Below are 17,370 nucleotides of genomic sequence, written 5' to 3'. Positions count from 1 at the left end.
GCCGTGCGGAGCGCAGGGGGGTCATCGGGTTTCGAGGATGCCTTTCAGGACGTCGAGGTTCTTCGCGACCGCGTGTTTGACCCGGGGGCCGGCGATCGCGGCGACGGCCTTGAAAGCTCCGGAGGCGGTGAGGTGGACGGTGTTGACCAGCCGGCTGGTGTGCTCGTCGAGCGGAGTCAGCCGGTAGGTGGTGGTTCCGGTGAACGGGCCGAAGTCACCTTCCGCGGCCAGCAGGTTCGGGGGGTCGTACTCGGTGATGCGGAAGTGCTCCTCGGCCGGGCGCGGGAGGGTGCGGGTCTGGCGGTAGGTCGATCCGACGCCGATCGGCCCCGGGGAGGTCCGCTCGGTGTGGTCGAGCGCGTAGTTCCAGCGCGGGAGGTTCTCCGGCCGCGCGAGGTAGGCGAAGACCTCGCTGACGGGCGCGTCGATGGTCAGGGTGTTGTCGAATCGCATGGTCGTTCCTTCGCCGAGCGCGCCTCCGCACGTCCCGCGTGGTCGTGGCGTCAGTCGAGGCCGAGGCGCTTGTTGAGGGCCTTGCCCGAGGGCAGGGTGTCGATGAAGTTGTGCAGGAACGCGAGCATCGCGTCGGTGTCCAGGCCCTCGCAGGCGGCGTCCATCGAGGCGTAGAGGAACTCCTCGATGCCGGCCACCTCGGTGGCCAGGCGCTCGCCCTCGGGGGTGAGGCTGAGATGGAGGTAGCGGCGGTCCTGGGCGTCGGTGCGGCGCTCGACCAGCCCGGCCGCGACGACGCGGTCGACCAACCGGCTGGGGTTGGTGCCGCTCTCGCACACCAGGAGCTGCCCGAGCCCGCTCAGGCTCAAGGTGCCGTGCTGCTGGAGCAGGCGCAGCACCTCGGCCTGGGACGGGGTGATGCCGTGGGGCTTGAGGGCCTGGATCAACAGCCGGTTGCCCTCGCGCTGGGCCGCCAGGATGGCGAACCGCAGGTGTTCGGCCTTACGCACGTGCGCCCTGCCCGGTGGTCGACTGGGCGGCGAGGAAGTCGTTGACCGCGGCGGCGTAGGTGACCGGGTGGGAGAAGCGGAACATGTGCCCGGTGCGGGGCAGCACGACCTCCCGGGCGTCGGGGATGCCCGCGAGCATGACCTTGGAGGCGTCCTCGCCGATCAGCACGTCGTGCGAGGGGGTGAGGACCAGGGTCGGGACCTGGACCCGGCCGAGCACGTCGACGTAGTCGGCGGTCATGGCGGCCCGCACGCGGGCGCCGAACGAGGTGGCCGGGGTGTTGGCCAGGAACAGTTCGCGGCTGCGCGCCTCGTTCCAGGGCACCTGCCCCTCGCCGTCGAACGGGGAGGCCAGGCGGTGGGCGTGGGCCCGCAGCGTCAGCTGCCGGTAGAACGGGCCGCGGGCCTTGCCGATCACCCGCATCAGGGCCTTCCACGGCTTCGAGGTGACCGGGTTGGCCGCGAATCCGCCGGAGACCACCAGGGCGCGCAGGCCCTTCGGGCGGCGGGTGGCGAGCGCGAGCGCGATGTTCGCACCGAACGAGTCGCCGACCAGCACCCAGTCGTCCAGGTCCGCGACCACGTTCTCCACGTAGTCGGCGTAGCGCTCCATGTCGTCGACGCCCTCGGGCAGGCGCAGCGTCCGCGTGGGCGCGTCGCCGTAGGGGGCGAGCTGCTCGGCGCTCCACGGAGCGCCGGAGAAGCAGGGGATGAAGACCAGGGTCGAAATCTTCTCTGAAGTGTTCATATCGGACACATTACACAACACATGTGTCGTGACACAAGTAATCCAGGTCACATCGGCGAACCCGCCTGACGCGGGGGAGACAGAGCGCCCATGTGATCGCCCACTTCTACGACGTCCTCCCCCGCTCCAGCGGGGGTCAGCCGTCGGCCACCCCGAGGCCGGCGCGCGCGGGGTGGGGATAACCCCACCCCGCTTCGGCCGGACGCCTCCATGGTTCGCGCCCTCCGCCGTTCCTAGCCTGGAGCACGTCGCTGACCGACACGATCCACGAGGGATGGCAGCACCATGGCAGCCCGCCAGCACCGCCCGGAGCACGAAGCGCCCGAGACCCACGCCCCCGCCACGCACGCCCACTGCGCCCGCCCCCGGGCGGGTGAGATGTCGGCGCAGGTGCGGCTCGGTGGGTGCGCCTCGCGGCGCCCGGGCCGGTTGTCGGACGCCCGGACCGCGCACGAGGTGCTCAGCCCGTTGCGCCCTGCCGTGGACGCGTCGGGTGCGATGGTGGTCGTGGTGACCCACGATCCGGTGGGGGCGGAGGCATGAGCAACGGACTCGCGCGCGCCTCGGTGCGCTTCCGGCCTCCCGCCTTCGCGGGTACGTTCGTCGCCCTGTTGTTCGGTGCGGCGGTCATCATGGGCTGCGGCACCCTGTTGCAGACCGGCATCACCGCGAGCGTTCCCCCGGTGCGCTACGCGCAGGCGCCGGTGGTCGTCGCGGCCGGTCCGGACGTGACGATCGTCCGCAAGGTCTCCGACAAGAAGGAGAAGACCGTCGAGCGGGCGGTGCCGGACCGGGCCCGGGTGGATGCCGCTCTGACCCAGCGCATCGCCGCCCTGCCCGGGGTCGCGGCGGCCCGCCCCGACACCGCCTTCCCGATCCAGCCGGGTCCGGCCACGCCGGGCCTGACCGGGCGCGGGTACGCGGCGCTCGGCGTCGCCGGTGGCGCGGACGTCCTGGTCGAGGGCCGCGCGCCCGGCCCGGGCGAGGTGGTTCTGGACGCCGCCACCGCGCGGGACGTCCGGCTGGCGCCCGGCGCGAGCCTGACGCTGGTCGCACCGGGCGGCAGCGGCGCCTACCGGATCTCCGGCCTGGCCGCACCGCAGAGCGCCGGCCCGACGGCCTGGTTCGCCGACACGGTGGCCGGGCAGCTCTCCGGTCACCCCGGCCGGGTGGACGCCATCGCCGTCCAGCCGAGCGAGGGCGTCGGCGCCGAGGAGCTCGCCCGCCGGCTCCGCGAGGCCCTGCGTGACACCGCCGGCCCGCAGGCCGCCGGAGCCTCCCCCACCGGGATCCGGGTGGTCACCGGCGACGACCGCGGCTCCGTCGAACATCCGGCGCTCGGGCAGGGCCGGACGCTGCTCATCGCGATCGGCGGCTCGTTCGGCGGCACCGCCACCATGACGGCCGTCTTCGTGGTGGTGTCCACCGTCGCCCTGGCCGTCGGTCAGCGGGCCCGCGAGTTCGCGCTGCTGCGCGCCGTCGGCGCGACCCCGCGTCAGATCCGCCGCACGATCGCCACGGAGGCGATGCTGGTGGCGCCCCTCGCCGGTGCGCTCGGCCTCGTCCCGGGCGTGGCGCTGGCCCGCTGGTGGTTCGACGGGCTGGTGGCGCGCGGCGCCGTCCCCGAGGGGGTCGAACCGGACGTCGGAGCGATCCCGGCGCTGGTCGCCGTCGCCACCTGCTCGCTGGCCGCGCTGGCCGCCGGCTATCTCGCCGCGCACCGGCCCTCCCGGCTGCGCCCCGGCCAGGCGCTCGGCGAGGCCTCGGTGGAGGCCGGACGGGCGGGCGTGGTGCGGACCCTCCTCGGCCTGGTGGCCGTCGCCGGCGGCGTCGTGCTGGTTTTCGTCGCCGCCGGTCTGAGCGGTGAGAACGCCGCCAACACCGCGCTCGGCGTGGTCATGTGCTTCCTGGTGGCCACCGCCCTGCTCGGCCCCTGGGTGGCCAGGATCGCCGCCGGGGTGCTGGGCCTGCCGCTGCGGGCGGGCCTGGGTGGCACCTCCGGCACGCTGGCCGCCGACAACGCCCGGGCCGACGCCCGCCGGCTGGCCTCCGCGATCACACCCATCGTGATGGTCAGCGCCTTCTGCGGCACCATGCTGTTCATCCAGAGCAGCGTCCAGCACGCCACCGGCGAGCAGGTGCGGGCCGGGGTCCTCGCCGACCACGTGCTCGGCTCCACCGGTCCCGGCCTGCCCGCCACCACCGCCGAACGGGCCGCCCAGGTGCCCGGCGTCGACGCCGCGATCGGACTGCTGCGCACCGGAGCCGTCTACCGCTCCGACGGAAAGCTGCGCTCCGCCGCCGCCCTCGGCGTGTCCGGCGACCCGGCGAAGCTGGACCGGGTGCTCGGCCTGGGTGTGCGCAGCGGCTCGCTCGCCGACCTCGCCCGGGGCAGCGACACCGTCGCCCTCGACGCGGCGCTCGCCGACAAGCTCGGCCTCGCGGTCGGCGACCGCGCCTCCTTCTGGCTCGGTGACGGCGGCCAGACGCAGCAGACGGTCGTCGCCACGTACGAACGCGGGCTCGGCTTCGGGCAGTTGATCCTGCCCCGGGCCGCTGTCGCCGCCCATGCCGGAGTCGCCTACGACAGTCAGGTGCTCGTCGCGGACTCCCCCGGCGCCGACCGCGCGAACGTCGCCGCCCGGCTGGCGAGGCTCCCGGGCGGGACCGCCTCGTCCGGAGCGACTGCGGCCACGGCCGAGGCCGCGACCGCGGCCACGTCTGAGGCCACGGCCGGCTGGATCACGGTGGCCGACCGTGCCGGGTACGTCGCGCAGACCGACCGCAAGCGCGAGGCCGGTGACTGGGCGAACTCCGTGATGGCGGCCGTCCTCGGCGGCTTCGCGGCGATCACCGCCGCCAACACGCTGGTGATGACGGTCCTGGACCGCAGCCGCGAGGTGGCGCTGCTGCGCCTCACGGGCGCCACCCGGCGGCAGGTGCGCGGCATGATGCGCTGGGAGGCCCTACTGGTGGCCGCGGCCGGGCTGCTGCTGGGCGGCCTGATCGCCTGGGTCACCCTGGTGCCGATCGCCCGGGGGCTCGCCGACGCCTCGCCGTACGTCCCGCCGGGCACCGCCCTGCCGCTGGCGGCCGGGGCCGTGGCGCTCTGCCTCGCCGCGACGGCCCTGCCGACCCGGTTCCTGCTGCGCTCCCGTCCGCTCGCGGCGAGCGGACGGCGGTAGGCGAGCGGACGGCGGACGGCGGACGGCGGCAGGCGGCAGGCGGCAGGCGGCAGGCGGCAGGCGGCAGGCGAGCGGACAACGCCTCAGGGCAGTTTCGCTCCTGGGGCGAAGGCCGGCAGCTTCTCGAGGCTGCTGCGCACGGCCTCGGCGCCGTACTCGAACATCTGCCGCTCGTACTCGTCGACCGCGCCGAGCAGGTCCCGGCGGCCCTGCTCGGCCTCGATGAGGCAGTGGCGCAGCAGGTCGGCGTCGCGCAGTGCGGTGCTCGCGCCGTTGCCACCGGTCGGGGAGGTGGCGTGGATCGCGTCGCCGAGCAGTGTGACCGGGCCGGGCGCCCAGCGCCCACCGGGCTTGACCACCCGGATGGAGAGCAGCGTGCTGCTGTCCGGGTCGGCCCGCTCGATCAGTGCGCGCAGCTCCGGGTGCCAGCCGTCCATCCTGGACAGCGCGGCGTCCTGGGCGCTCGGGTCCCCCGGTGAGCTGTTCGGCGGCAGGATCATGGCCCAGCGCACGTAGTCGCCGATGTCGGGCAGCGTGACCTCGGGGGCCAGTCGCTCGGCAGCCTGCCTCGGCGGGGTGCGGAAGCGCATCGCGCCGAGCAGCAGGCTGACGCCGTCGCCCGTGATCTTCGAGCCGTAGGCCTTGGACAGGCCGGCGAACTCCTCGGTCAGCGGGGTGCGGCCGATGACGAACCGGACGCCGGTGTCGGTCGGGGCGGTCCGCGGCGACAACACCCCGCGGACCGCGGAGGTGACGCCGTCCGCGCCGACGAGCAGGTCGGCGACGGCCGGCTCCCGGCGGGCGAACCGGGCTTCGACCGTGCCGTCGGCCCGTACCTCGTAGCCGGTCAGTGCGGCATCGGTGTGCACGGTGAGGCCGGTCAGCAGCAGGTGCCGCAGCACCTGCCGGTCGACCACGATGCCGGTCCGGCCGGCGCCGAGCCTGCCGATTTCGTTCAGCCGCGGGTCCAGGACCAGTTGCTCGGTGGAGGCCTCCGTGACGATCTCGTCCAGCAGCGGGTGCCAGCGTGTCGGCAGGCAGTCGCGCACCGCACGGAAGCCGATCGGGTTCAGTACGAGCCGGTAGCCCTGGAACCGCGCGACGATCCCCGGGTCGCGCTCGAACACGGCGGCCTCGATCCCCGCACCTCGCAGACCCTGCGCGAGAGCCAGACCTCCCAGACCGGCTCCGACGACGGATACCCGCATCACACACCTCCGGACATCGATACGAACTTAGTTCGCTCTGACGAACTAAGTTCTACGCAACGAACTTAGATCGCGTCAAGGTAGGGTGGTCGGCATGCCCGCCGATCCCCGCCAGCGCCGCGCGGCCCGTCACGCCCAGCCCGCGGCGGACGCCGCCGCGTCGCCGCCGCGCAAGCGGCCGATCACCGTCGAACGGATCACCGACGCCGCCCTGGAGGTCGTCGCCACCGAGGGGTACGACGCGCTGACCATCCGCCGGGTCGCCGCAGTGCTCGACACCGGTCCGTCGTCGCTGTACGCGCACATCGTCAACAAGGACGACATCGACGATCTGCTGATCGGCAGGCTCCACGCCGAGGTCGTGCTCCCCGAACCGGACCCGGCCGCCTGGCGCGAGCAACTGCTCGGGGTGTACACGCAGATCCGCGACCTGTACCTGAAGTACCCCGGGGTCTCGCGGGCCGCGCTGGCCACGGTGCCGACCAACCTGGAAACACTGCGGGTCGGCGAAGGGATCCTGGCGATCCTGCTCGCGGGCGGCGTCGAACCGCGGGCGGCCGGATGGGCCCGCGACGCGCTGTCCCTCTACGTCAGCGCCTATGCGCTCGAGCAGTCGCTGGTCCAGCGGCGGCGCCGACAGCAGGACCAGGAATGGGTGCTCGGCCACGAGGAGTTGTTGGACCGCTTCACCGCACTGCCCGCCGAACAATTCCCGCAGACCCGACGCCATGCCGCCGAGCTGATCTCCGGCACCGGACACGACCGCTTCGAGTTCGCCCTCGGCCTGCTCATGAACAGCCTGCTTCCCGCATCCGGTTGATCCACGGCGCGCGGTCATGGCCTCACGAGCGCGGCAAGTAGCGCGATGACTACGAGAAGCCGCTGGAGCAGCGTCGTCAGCCCGCCACGCTCTCCAGCCGCCTGAGGACCGCCGTGAGCACCCGGGAGCGGTCACTGCCCTGCGGGAGCGGGGGAAGGCAAGCGCGCAGGCGCCGCACCGTGTCGAGCCGCACGTTCCCCGGTCCGACGGCGCCGACGATCGAACCGACCGCGTGGAAGGCCCAGTACTGGTTGAACGCGAGTTCCTCGGAAGCCGCCGCCTCGACGAGCGCCGACAGGAACTCCTCCTCCGGCCGGGCGTACAGGCGGGCGTAGGCCGCCAACCGCGTCCCGCCGTCGGGGGATCCGAGCGCGGAGGCGATGTCGAAGTCGGCCACCAGAGGGGTGACTCTGGCCAACTCGGCGAAGATCAGCTCCTGCCGGTAGGTCCGCGTCGGCCCCGCGGGCTCACTGCGCCGCAGGTCCGTGAACTCGTCGACGAGACGGCCGACTTCCTCCACCGCCTCGGCACTCCGGATACCCTCGCCACCGGCCACCAGGGCCATCCAGGCCTGGCGGCTCGCGTCGTCCCCCGCCTGGCGAGCCTCCGCGGCCTGCTGTTCGACCGCTTCCACGCGCTCCTGCAACTGCCGGTACTGGAACTTGGCACCCCCGGGTAGTTCGATGCTCTCGAAGAGGTCGCCCAGCCACGGAACCACGGCGATCGCGGCGAGTGCCAGCGTCGCGCCGTCGATCTTCAGATCCGGTCTGACGGTGTGGACGACACCGACACCCAGCGCGCCAAGAGAGATCACGGCGGCCACCAGCCGCCTCCGCCGCCCCTCGCGCATGCCTTCCCGACCCCCCGAGTCCGTCATGCCCTCACTATCCCAGAGAACGGTCCGACCTCCGGCCGGAATATCGTCGCAGCTCCGCGCCCCGGCCGTACGGGCTCCAGCGGCCGAAGCGGGCCGGCGGCTCACGGTGATCCGGCTGAAGGCGGACGGGGACGACGTCTGCGGCGGCGACGGGCACCAGGGTCGGCACCCGCCGCACCCGCCGCGTCCCCCGACGTCCTTCGAGCGCGCCCGACTCGTCGTGGAGGCACCGCGTCCACGGCACTTCGGCGCGCCGAGGAGGAACACGTGGCCGCGCCCGCCGCACTCGCCGTCCGGGAGGTCGAGCGATTGACGGCCGGCCGGGCGAACCGGTCGGCTCGCGGGACGTCCAGGACACGAGCGCTTCGGCCTGACGGTCACACCGCAGGGGCAGGCGGCCCGACTCGACTCCCCGGAGCATCCGGTTCGCCGGCAGGGCTGACGGCCCGGCCGTCGGGAAGGGCCTCAGGAGCCGGAAGCGTGGCGGATCCAGTCCGGGATCCCGCCTTCGGCGTTGCGCCCCTTCTCCAGGAACGCGATGTTGCGGTAGAGGTGCATGCCGGCCAGGGACGCACCGACTCCGTCGGCGGGCTTCGTCGGCTGTTCCTCGTAGTGGAGGTCGTCCACGAGCTGCTTGACGAGGCCGAGCGTGGTGCTGCCGCAGGCCTCGGGGTCCTCGTTCCCGCCGTAGCCCGGGGCGTAGGACGTCCACAGGTCCTCGATGACGTACAGGCCTCCTGGGCGGACGTGGGGGAACAGGGCCCGGAACGAAGTCCTGATGTGCTCGTTGATGTGGCTCCCGTCGTCGATGACGATGTCGAACGGGCCGTGCCGCTCGGCGATTTCGAGCAACTGGGCCGGGTCGCCCTGGTCCGCCTTCAGCGTGTGGAGGCGCTGCTGGTCGAGACCGCTCTTGTCGAACAGATCGACGCCGAACACGAGGCCCCGCGGGAAGTAGTGCTTCCACATCTTCAAGGACCCGCCGCCGAAGGCCGGGTTGTCGTACCCGCCGATCCCGATTTCGAGCACGCGGACGGGCTGGGTGCGCAGGTGGTGCAGGTGGCGTTCGTAGAGTGGGGCGAACCAGTGCAGACCGCCCCACTTGTCCGAGTCGTGGCGCACCGCCAGCCGGGCGAGCCCGGGGTGGTCGGAGGAGCAGCCGGTGAGGACCGTGCTGGCCGCTGCCATGATCGGGCCGAGCGGGCGGAGGCCCTCCACCGAAACGGATTCCGGGACGAATTGCAGGGCGGTCCTCCGGCTTGCCGGCCCGGTGGGGCCGGCGGGGCCGAACAGTTCTCGCACCAGGTCGATGACGTCGAATTCGATGTGGAGTGCGGCCGGGCCGTTCGTATCGTTCAGGCAAAGCGATCGGCCGGCTTGTACCAGAAAGGAGACGCCGTGTCGTTCTTCGCCGCGTGTGACGTCCATGGCGATGACGACCGGTTCGACGTTGCCGGGCGGATCGCAGCGGAAGAGAATTTCATCGACCAATACGGCTGTAATTTCGGACAGTTCGTATGAGTGGACGACGGAGTGCAGGGATCGGGTGTCCTCCCCGGCCAGCCTGAGGCCTTCGGCCAGTGCGGCCACATCGGTCTTCCTGCCTGCCTCGGGGCTCAAAGATGCGCTCATCACATGAAATCCGTTTCTTATACTCTGCTGGAATGGGCGTCGCATGACACGTTCTCGCGCCCGTCGTTTCCGGTCAAGCAGCCGCCGTAATGCGGTTTCGGTGCGAGCCGGTGAAATTGGTGTAACGTTCGGCGCGATCGACCTCGGAGTGGCGGGTCCGGCCCGGCGTACTTGAAATCGGTCCGGCCGGGCTGGACAATCCCCAACAAATCTCGTCGCATTGGCAATTATCGATGCCTTCAGCCGGTTAGGAGCAGTCTGTGCGCGTCTTGTTCGTGGCGGCGCCCGGGGTCGGCCATCTCATGCCGGCGGTCCCCACCCTGTGGGCCGCGCAGGAGGCCGGCCACGCGGTCCTGGTGGCCACGACCGGGCCGAGCCTGGAGATGGCCGCGCGCTCGGGCCTGGCCGCCGTGGACGTCTGCGACGGCGACGCCGCGGACACCTACCACCGGCTCGGCGTCTGGATCGCGAAGAACAGGCCCGACCGGTACGACCTCCCCGGTGCGTGGCGCCGGTTCGTCGGTACGTCGAACCCGCGGGGCCCGGCGACGGTCGACGCACCGCCGGGGCCTGCCCCCGACGACCCACCGGGCGCCGCACCCGACGACGCCGTCGCCCTGGCCCGTGGGGTGGGAGGCCAACTGGTGGACCGCACCGTCGACCTGATCCGCCGGTGGCGCGCGGACCTCGTCGTCTTCACGACCTTCCTGTCCGGCGGCCAGCTCGCCGCCGAGGCCGCCGGAACCCCCTGTGTGATGCACGGGATCGGGCTGCCCTACCCGACCTTCTCCACGGTGCTGAGCGCCATGGAGGACGTCTGCGCACGCCACGGGGTCACCGGCGCGCTCACCCCTCCGGTGGCCACCGTCGACCTGTGCCCCGAGAGCCTGCGCCCTCGGGGCAGTTCGGCCGGATGGCCGATGCGCTACGTGCCGTACAACGGCGGCGCCGTGCTGCCCGACTGGCTGTGCGTCCCGCCGCGGCGCCCGCGCATCTGCGTGACCTGGGGGTCGGTGCTCCCCGCCGTCGGCTGTACCTCGATGCTGCGGGACGTGGTCGAGGCGGTGGCCGCCGAGGAGGCCGAGGTCGTCCTCACGGCGGGCGAGCCGGAGCTGTCCGGCCTGGGGCCGCTCCCGCCGAACGTCCGTGCCGTCGACTGGGTGCCGCTCAGCGCCCTGCTTCCGAGCTGCGCCGCCGTCGTCCACCACGGCGGGTCGGGCACCACCTTCACGGCACTCGCCCACGGTGTGCCGCAGCTCGTCCTGCCGCAGACGGCGGACCAGCCGGTGAACGCGCAGGCGGTGGTCGAGCGCGGCACCGGGATGGCGTTCCCCGACCGGGACATCGATCGTGGGGCACTCGCCGACGGAGTCCGCCGCGCGCTGACCGACCCGCGGATCCGCGAGGCGTGCCGGCAGGTCCGCGAGGAGATCAGAGCGATGCCCGGCCCCGAGCAGGTCGTCCGACGGCTGTCCGAGGCCGCGTCATGACCCGCACGGGCACGGAACCGGCCGGCGCGCCGAGCCCACCACTGAACGGCGACGCCCGCCCGACGGCGGCCGTCGGCGCCGACTGGCCCACGATCACGCCGCTCCTGCGCGCGGCCGCGGACGAACGCCGGCTGGCGCGGGCCGTCGACGACCTCGGGCTCGACCGGGTCGCGACGGTCGTCGCGGAGGAACTGGCGGTGCGGTGCGATCCCGCACCGGTGGACCACGCCGCCCACCTCTCCTTCGAGATCACCTCGGGCCGGGACCGGGCCGGCCGCCTCCTCACCGTCGACCGCGACGGACTGACCTCGCAGCGGGACGGGTGGCAGGACGCACCGGTGCGGATCGGCTACGACGCCGTCGACCTCCTTCGCAGCCTCTACGGCCCCGGCACCCACCGCCAGACCAGCCGACGGGTGACCACCTGCGCCGAGCTGAACGCCCCCGGCCCGGACCTGGGCCGACTCACCGCGATCGTCGGTGAGCGTCAGAGACTGGCGGTCGCGGTCCAGGCGGTCGTGGCCGCCTGCCAGCGGCACCCGGTCGACCTCGGCCTGCTCTCCGCCCGGTTCGGCTCGGACAAGTGGGCCGACCTCCACTGGTACACCCAGCACTACGAACGGCATTTCGCCCGATTCCGGGACGCGCCGATCCGCCTGCTGGAGATCGGGATCGGCGGCTACGACGCGCCGGACCAAGGCGGTGCGTCACTGCGCATGTGGCAGCGCTACTTCCCGGCGGCGCTGGTCCTCGGGCTCGACGTCGTCCCCAAACCCGGCGTCCGGGGCCCGCGCATCGCCACCGCCGTCGGCGACCAGGGCGACCCGGCGCTCCTCGACGAACTCGGCCGCCGGTTCGGTCCGTTCGACATCGTCATCGATGACGGCAGCCACCTCAACGCCCACGTCCGAACCTCCTTCACCGCCCTGTTCCCCCACGTGCGGCCGGGCGGGCTGTACGTCGTCGAGGACCTGCAGACCGCCTACTGGCCCGGCTTCGGCGGCACCGCCGGCACCGTCGCCGGGCCCGGGACCTCGGTCGGCCTGCTCAAGCGGCTCATCGACGGCCTGCACCACCAGGAGTGGGTGACACCAGCGGCGGCGCCCCAGCCGTCCTACGCCGACCGCCATGCCGTGGCCCTGACCGTCTACCACAACCTCGCCTTCATCGAGAAGGGCGTCAACGCCGAGGAAGGCGCGCCCGCCTTCCTCGACCGCGGGTGCTCCCCGGCCCCAGCGTGACGCCCCATCGGCTCATCCGGATCTCCGGATCTCCGAACCTCCGAACCTCCGGATCTCCGAACCTCCGAACCTCCGGATCTCCGAAGCGATCCACACCGAGACCGACCAGCCATGGAGACACCAGTGGACGACAGTGACGGGCATCTCTACCTGGACCTCATGAAGAAGGTCCTGACCAACGTCATCTACCAGGACGGCGCGCTCACCCCGGACGGACCGACCGGCTACCAGGCCGAGAAGCGGCACGGAGGGCTGGACTGGCCCGCCGCCGCGCACACGATGATCGGGCTGGAGCGGCTGGACAACCTGCACGACTGCCTGGAGCGGGTCCTCGCGGACGGCGTCGACGGCGACCTCGTCGAGACCGGCGTCTGGCGCGGCGGAGCCTGCATCTTCATGCGCGCGTTCCTGAAGGCGCACGGCGTCACCGACCGCCGGGTGTGGGTGGCCGATTCCTTCACCGGCATCCCCGACGTGGGGGCCGGCGGGCACCCCCTGGACCGCGAACTGGCCCTGCACCAAGCCAACGGGGTCCTCGGCGTGCCCCAGGAGGAGGTCGCGGAGAACTTCCGCCGCTACGGGCTGCTGGACGAGCAGGTCGCCTTCCTCCCGGGCCGGTTCCGGGACTCCCTGCCCCAGGCGCCGGTCGAGAAGCTGGCGCTGCTGCGCCTCGACGGTGACCTCTACGAGTCCACCCGGGACGCCCTGACCCACCTGTACCCGAGGCTGTCCACCGGAGGGTTCGTGATCGTCGACGACTACGTCATCCCGGCGTGCCGGGCCGCGGTGCACGACTTCCGGCAGGAACAGCGGATCGACGATCCGATCCACCGGATCGACGTCTGCGGCGCGTACTGGCGGCGAAGCCTGTGACCGCGGTCCCGGCGGAAGCCGTCACGGTGCACCCCCTCAACGAGCAATCGCGGAAGATCCTCGAGACCGGTGAAGCCGCCGTGTTCGGGCTGAGCCCGTTCAACGGCTTCTACCGGCCCTCGACCGTCGGGACACTGCTGGCCTGGGCCGCCGGCCGGTTCCAGCACGTCGAAGCCGTCCTGCCCGGCTACGAGACGGCCTTCGGCCTCATCGCCGGCGGACGGGCACCCCGGGAGGCGGTGCAGACCGCGACCCGGGTCGTGCGCAGGATGCGCGCCACAGCCCGGCGCGCCCTCGACGCCTCCGGGCCGAACCCGCACGACCGGGTCAACAGCTGGACCCGGCTCATCACCCGCAGGCGCTACCGCGAGCTGCGCGCCGAGGTCGACGGCGTCTTCCACTCGGACGGGCGGCTGCGGGAACTGTGTCGGGAAACCTCCCGCGGCTACCTGAGGACCGTCCTCGGCACAGAGCCGACCCCGGCCCAGACCGAGCTCAACCTGGGCTACGTCCTCGCCGAGATCCCGCTGATCCTGGACATGCCCGGCATCGTGGGGACCAGGACCGCCGTCCTGCTCTACAACCGCCCCTGGCCCCTGCAACTCGCCCTGTGGAACGGCGAGGTCCCCGCACTGGCGCCGGCGCAGGGCCACGGCTTCGCCACCGTCGCGCTGGCCGCCGAGCCGGCCGCGCCGCCGAACGCCGACAGAAGTGGAGCCCAGCAGTGACCCTGCCGGATACCGAGGTCCTCCAATGGCCGCTGCCCGCAGGAGAGCACGGGACCCCACCCCCGCTGTACGCCACGCTGCGGCGGGAGCGACCGGTGTGCCCGCTGCGCATGCCCAGCGGGCACACCACGTGGCTGCTGACCCGCTACGACGACATCACCGACGTCCTCACCGACCCGCGCTTCTCCAGGAACCTGGTTTACCCGGGCGCGCCGAGACTGATCGGCGAGGACTTCAACTCCGTACCCGGGGGCATCTTCAACCTCGACCCGCCCCGGCACACCCGGGTGCGGCAGATCCTCAACCCCCTGTTCAACCGAGGGGCCGCCGAACGGAGTTCCGGCGACATCGCGGCGCACGCCGACGACCTGCTGGCCGCCATGGCCACCGGAAGCAACCCCACGGACCTGGTCGACGCCTACACCGCGCCCCTCGCCCTGCGCGTCAGCTGTGGCCTGCTGCGCATCGCGGCGGACCGCCGCCAGGCACTGCACGGCTTCTTCCGCGAGCAGACCAGCCAGAACGCGGACCGGGCGGACGTCTCGGCCGCCACCGAGCGGATCGGCACGCTGGCCGCCGAGATCATCGCGGACAAGTGGTCCGACCCCGACCCGGCCGAACCGATCGGGGCGCTGGTCGCGGCCCACCAGGCCGACGAGATCACCTCCGACGAACTGCACGGCACCGTCAGCTACCTGCTCGTCACCGGAGTCGAGCCACTGGTCTCCTCGCTGTCCACCGGCATCGTCACCCTGCTCAGGCACCCCGACGAACTGCGGGCCGTCCGCGACGACCCGCGGCTGTGGCCCGCGGTCGTGGAAGAGCTCCTGCGGCTGCACCACAACGGCTACCTGTCCAATCCGCGGGTCGCGTTGGAGGACACCGAGATCCGCGGCGTGCCGATCCGCGCGGGAGAGACGGTCGTCACGCCGATGATCGCGGCGACCTGGGACCCCGACCACTACAGGAACCCCCACAGGTTCGACATCCACCGCCGTACGGATGGATCCAGGACCTTCGGTGCCGGGCCCCACTTCTGCCTGGGCGCCTCCCTGGCCCGAGCACACCTGCGGATCGCCTTCGAGACACTCTTCACCCGGTTCCCGACCCTCATCCTCGCGATCAACGCGGACGAACTCCCCTGGGACGAAGACAACCTGTTCACCCGCCCGCTCGCCCTGCCGGTCGCGTGGTGAGACGCTGACGAACCGCTGAACGGTGACCGGCGCGGGTCCCGTTCATCGCCCACGAGAGGGTCGGCCGGCGGGAAGCGGGCGGACCCGGCGTCGTTTCCTGGCCGGCGCCGCCGCGCTGGGCGGGGCGCTCGTCCAACCCGCCCCGTACGAATCGGAGCGGGCCGACGGCGCGTACTCGCCCGTGGAGATCGCGATCCGCCGGGGCCTGGGACGGGAAACCCCCGATACGGACGGGGACGGCACCGACCACAGCGCTGGGTAGACGCGCTTCACGACCAGCGTCGGCACGGTGGTCGTGAAGAGGGATGAGAAAGGAGGCCGGGCACGCTGGAACGGCTGAACCAGGCCATGGAGCACATCGAGCGCAATCTCGACCAGACCGTCGACGTGGTGGAGCTGGCACGCATCGCGGCCGGCCGTCGGCCTGGTCCGCCACGATCGAAGCGACCGCCCACCACGCCATCGCCTCCGTGTACGGGCTACCCCGAGCGGCGGGGCTGCCGGACGAGCGCATTCCCGAGATTCCGGCCGACGCTGCCCGCGCGCCCCAGGGGATCCTTCTGGTCGTTCTGAGTTACTTCAGCACCTCGTTTTCCACGGGTTTCAATCGGAGCGGACCGTGCCGGTTCCGGTTCTTCCGGGGCGTTTTGATTCCGGCCATTGATCGGCCTATTTTGGCAGGCCGGGCGGTGGATCATCGGACTGTTCGACGGGAAACGTCCGAAAAGTGGGATTTCGGCGCGACCGGTATTTTCTGGCATTCCGCCCCTTCGTGAGGCCTCATAAGTGCACCGATCTCCAATCCAAGCACAGGAGTCACACCGGAAGGCGCCTGCGTTCGTGAGCGACCGGGGAGCCTTGAATGCGGGGAGCTTTTCTGCAAGGATCTTCAAAGCGGAGCCCGATCACTGCGGGAAAGTCGGAACGAATTCCCGCGGCGGTCGGACCGACCAGTTCCTCGGTAAGCACGGCGCGGGGTCCGCATCCTGCATGCGAGACGCCCGTGGGTACCGTCTGCAATTCCGGTCGCCGGTGTCCGGTCCTCCCCCTTGAAACATTCGTCGGCGGGTGCACCCGCGCCCGCCGACGGCTGCGGAATTCCGGTCGAGCCATGCGGCCGATCCGCCGGAGGTGGTTCGAGGCCCGTGGCGGCACGGCCACGGGGGTGTCCTGTTCAGGCAGGCGCCGGCCGTCGGATTCCTCGTGCCCCGCACGCTCCCCTCACCGGCAGCACCACCGCACCCGCTCCTTGTCGTCCAACGAAAGGTTCGGTCATGACATCCGTCGGGATCCTGTCCCTGGCGACGTACCTGCCCCAAGGCCTGCGAACGAACGACTGGTGGGGGCTTCCGCCCACCACGCCCTCGGGGGACAGCGTGGGCCCCACGCCCCGCAACCACTTCGACGCGGCCATGCAGCCCTACATCGACGACCCCTTCTTCGGGAGCGTGGAACGCCGCGTCGCGGCCCAGGGCGAGACCTCCCTGTCGCTCGGCGCGCAGGCGGCCACCCGCGCGCTGACCGCGGCGGGGCTCGAACCGGGCGACATCGACGGGCTCATCGCGGTCTCCATGTTCCCCGACCGGGTGGGATCCGGTGACGCCGGCTACCTCGCGAAGGAACTGGGAACGGGAGGCGGCGCCTTCAATATCGAGGCCACCTGCTCGGGATCCCTCTCCGCGCTGCTGACCGCGTGCGCGCTGGTCCGCTCGGGGCTGAAGAAGCGCGTCCTGGTCGTGGCCACCTCGATGCTGGCGAGGGCCATCGACGCCGACGACGTCACCCTCCGGCTGTGCGGCGACGCCGCGGGGGCGATCGTCGTGGGCGAGGTCGAGGAGGGCTTCGGGCTCCTGGGCGCCAAGACGCTCAACACCAGCGAGACCTGCGGCACCTGGATGATGGACACGGTCGAGGACGGTTCGGGCACCACGGCCGGCGGCCGGCGCATCCGTCTCCGGGTGGACCCGTCGATCGCGCACGTCTTGCGCTACACCGCAGAACCGTTTCTTCTGGAGACCGTCGACGGCGCCCTTGAGGCAGCCGGCGCCACCCGGGACGACGTGGCCGCCTTCATCGTGAACACCCCGACCGCCTGGCACGCCGACTTCTCCGCGCGCGCACTCAAGGTCGCCTCAGAGAGGGTCGTCGACACGTTCCCGCGGGTCGCGAACATCGGGCCGGTCCTGATGCCGTTCAACGCCTTCACCGCCGCCTCACAGGGCCTCATCAAGCCGGGGGACCTGACCGTCCTCTACACCTTCGGCGGCCAGGCGGAGGCCGGAGCCGCGGTGTTCCGCTGGTCCGACACGACCCTCGCGCCCGAGCCGGAGCCGGCCACCGTCTTCAACGCGCCGCGCCTCTGACCCGCTGCGGCTCCCCTGACCTCCGCGCCGTCCCCGGTGCGGGCACC

Annotated in this window: 14 protein-coding genes and 1 pseudogene; 9 read left to right on the top strand and 6 right to left on the bottom strand. The window is 72.1% G+C overall.

Annotated elements, in window-relative coordinates; genetic code table 11:
* Positions 1-21 precede the first annotated feature (21 nt).
* The 3 genes from ABZ449_RS12820 to ABZ449_RS12810 are packed head-to-tail and all read right to left on the bottom strand — an operon-like array spanning position 22 to position 1,710.
* Positions 22-453 carry an SRPBCC family protein gene (locus tag ABZ449_RS12820; RefSeq protein ID WP_360344707.1) on the bottom strand — a complete coding sequence of 144 codons (432 nt, stop codon included), beginning with the start codon at positions 451-453 and terminating at the stop codon, positions 22-24.
* Between the two features lie 50 nt (positions 454-503).
* Positions 504-962, bottom strand: coding sequence for a winged helix DNA-binding protein (locus tag ABZ449_RS12815; RefSeq protein ID WP_360344704.1), 459 nt, complete (start codon positions 960-962; stop codon positions 504-506).
* Positions 955-1,710, bottom strand: coding sequence for an alpha/beta hydrolase (locus tag ABZ449_RS12810; protein ID WP_360344701.1), 756 nt, complete (start codon positions 1,708-1,710; stop codon positions 955-957). Before ABZ449_RS12810 ends, ABZ449_RS12815 begins: the two co-directional genes overlap by 8 nt.
* Positions 1,711-2,145: 435 nt before the next feature.
* On the opposite strand from ABZ449_RS12810, the pseudogene ABZ449_RS12805 reads away from it, so the two are divergent.
* Positions 2,146-2,244: pseudogene (locus ABZ449_RS12805) on the top strand (ABC transporter ATP-binding protein); the annotation flags it as partial.
* 5 nt (positions 2,245-2,249) lie between these two features.
* Positions 2,250-4,895, top strand: coding sequence for an FtsX-like permease family protein (locus ABZ449_RS12800; protein WP_360344698.1), 2,646 nt, complete (start codon positions 2,250-2,252; stop codon positions 4,893-4,895).
* Between the two features lie 83 nt (positions 4,896-4,978).
* On the opposite strand, the gene ABZ449_RS12795 is transcribed toward ABZ449_RS12800, so the two are convergent.
* Positions 4,979-6,103 (bottom strand): FAD-dependent monooxygenase, encoded by a 1,125-nt coding sequence (locus ABZ449_RS12795; RefSeq protein ID WP_360344695.1) that lies wholly within the window; start codon positions 6,101-6,103, stop codon positions 4,979-4,981.
* Positions 6,104-6,197: 94 nt separating this feature from the next.
* Between ABZ449_RS12795 and ABZ449_RS12790 the strand changes: the two genes are divergently transcribed.
* Positions 6,198-6,923 carry a TetR/AcrR family transcriptional regulator gene (locus ABZ449_RS12790; RefSeq protein ID WP_360344692.1) on the top strand — a complete coding sequence of 242 codons (726 nt, stop codon included), beginning with the start codon at positions 6,198-6,200 and terminating at the stop codon, positions 6,921-6,923.
* 76 nt (positions 6,924-6,999) lie between these two features.
* Here ABZ449_RS12790 and ABZ449_RS12785 read toward each other — a convergent pair whose 3' ends face one another.
* Together ABZ449_RS12785 and ABZ449_RS12780 are read right to left on the bottom strand one after the other, a co-directional pair.
* Positions 7,000-7,746 (bottom strand): hypothetical protein, encoded by a 747-nt coding sequence (locus ABZ449_RS12785; protein ID WP_360344689.1) that lies wholly within the window; start codon positions 7,744-7,746, stop codon positions 7,000-7,002.
* Positions 7,747-8,265: 519 nt separating this feature from the next.
* Positions 8,266-9,390: a class I SAM-dependent methyltransferase gene (locus ABZ449_RS12780; RefSeq protein WP_360344686.1), complete on the bottom strand. Its 1,125-nt coding sequence runs from the start codon at positions 9,388-9,390 to the stop codon at positions 8,266-8,268.
* A gap of 302 nt (positions 9,391-9,692) precedes the next feature.
* On the opposite strand from ABZ449_RS12780, the gene ABZ449_RS12775 reads away from it, so the two are divergent.
* From ABZ449_RS12775 to ABZ449_RS12750, 6 genes are all read left to right on the top strand, one after another.
* Positions 9,693-10,922 (top strand): nucleotide disphospho-sugar-binding domain-containing protein, encoded by a 1,230-nt coding sequence (locus ABZ449_RS12775; protein ID WP_360344683.1) that lies wholly within the window; start codon positions 9,693-9,695, stop codon positions 10,920-10,922.
* On the top strand, positions 10,919-12,163 hold the full coding sequence (locus tag ABZ449_RS12770) for a hypothetical protein (RefSeq protein WP_360344680.1): 1,245 nt from the start codon (positions 10,919-10,921) through the stop codon (positions 12,161-12,163). The genes ABZ449_RS12775 and ABZ449_RS12770 overlap by 4 nt, the downstream gene beginning before the upstream one ends.
* 123 nt (positions 12,164-12,286) lie before the next feature.
* Entirely contained in the window at positions 12,287-13,036 is a 750-nt protein-coding gene (locus ABZ449_RS12765) for a TylF/MycF family methyltransferase (protein ID WP_360344677.1), read from the top strand.
* Positions 12,937-13,764: a tRNA-dependent cyclodipeptide synthase gene (locus ABZ449_RS12760; protein ID WP_360344674.1), complete on the top strand. Its 828-nt coding sequence runs from the start codon at positions 12,937-12,939 to the stop codon at positions 13,762-13,764. The genes ABZ449_RS12765 and ABZ449_RS12760 overlap by 100 nt, the downstream gene beginning before the upstream one ends.
* Positions 13,761-14,960 carry a cytochrome P450 gene (locus ABZ449_RS12755; RefSeq protein WP_360344671.1) on the top strand — a complete coding sequence of 400 codons (1,200 nt, stop codon included), beginning with the start codon at positions 13,761-13,763 and terminating at the stop codon, positions 14,958-14,960. The genes ABZ449_RS12760 and ABZ449_RS12755 overlap by 4 nt, the downstream gene beginning before the upstream one ends.
* A gap of 1,274 nt (positions 14,961-16,234) precedes the next feature.
* Positions 16,235-17,323: a 3-oxoacyl-[acyl-carrier-protein] synthase III C-terminal domain-containing protein gene (locus tag ABZ449_RS12750; protein WP_360344668.1), complete on the top strand. Its 1,089-nt coding sequence runs from the start codon at positions 16,235-16,237 to the stop codon at positions 17,321-17,323.
* The last annotated feature ends 47 nt before the right edge of the window (positions 17,324-17,370 follow it).

Source organism: Kitasatospora sp. NPDC005856 (genome assembly GCF_040629945.1).
In the GTDB taxonomy this organism is placed as follows: Bacteria; Actinomycetota; Actinomycetes; order Streptomycetales; family Streptomycetaceae; genus Kitasatospora.
Note: the sequence above shows the minus strand (reverse complement) of the source record. Positions and strands in the feature narration are given on the sequence as shown.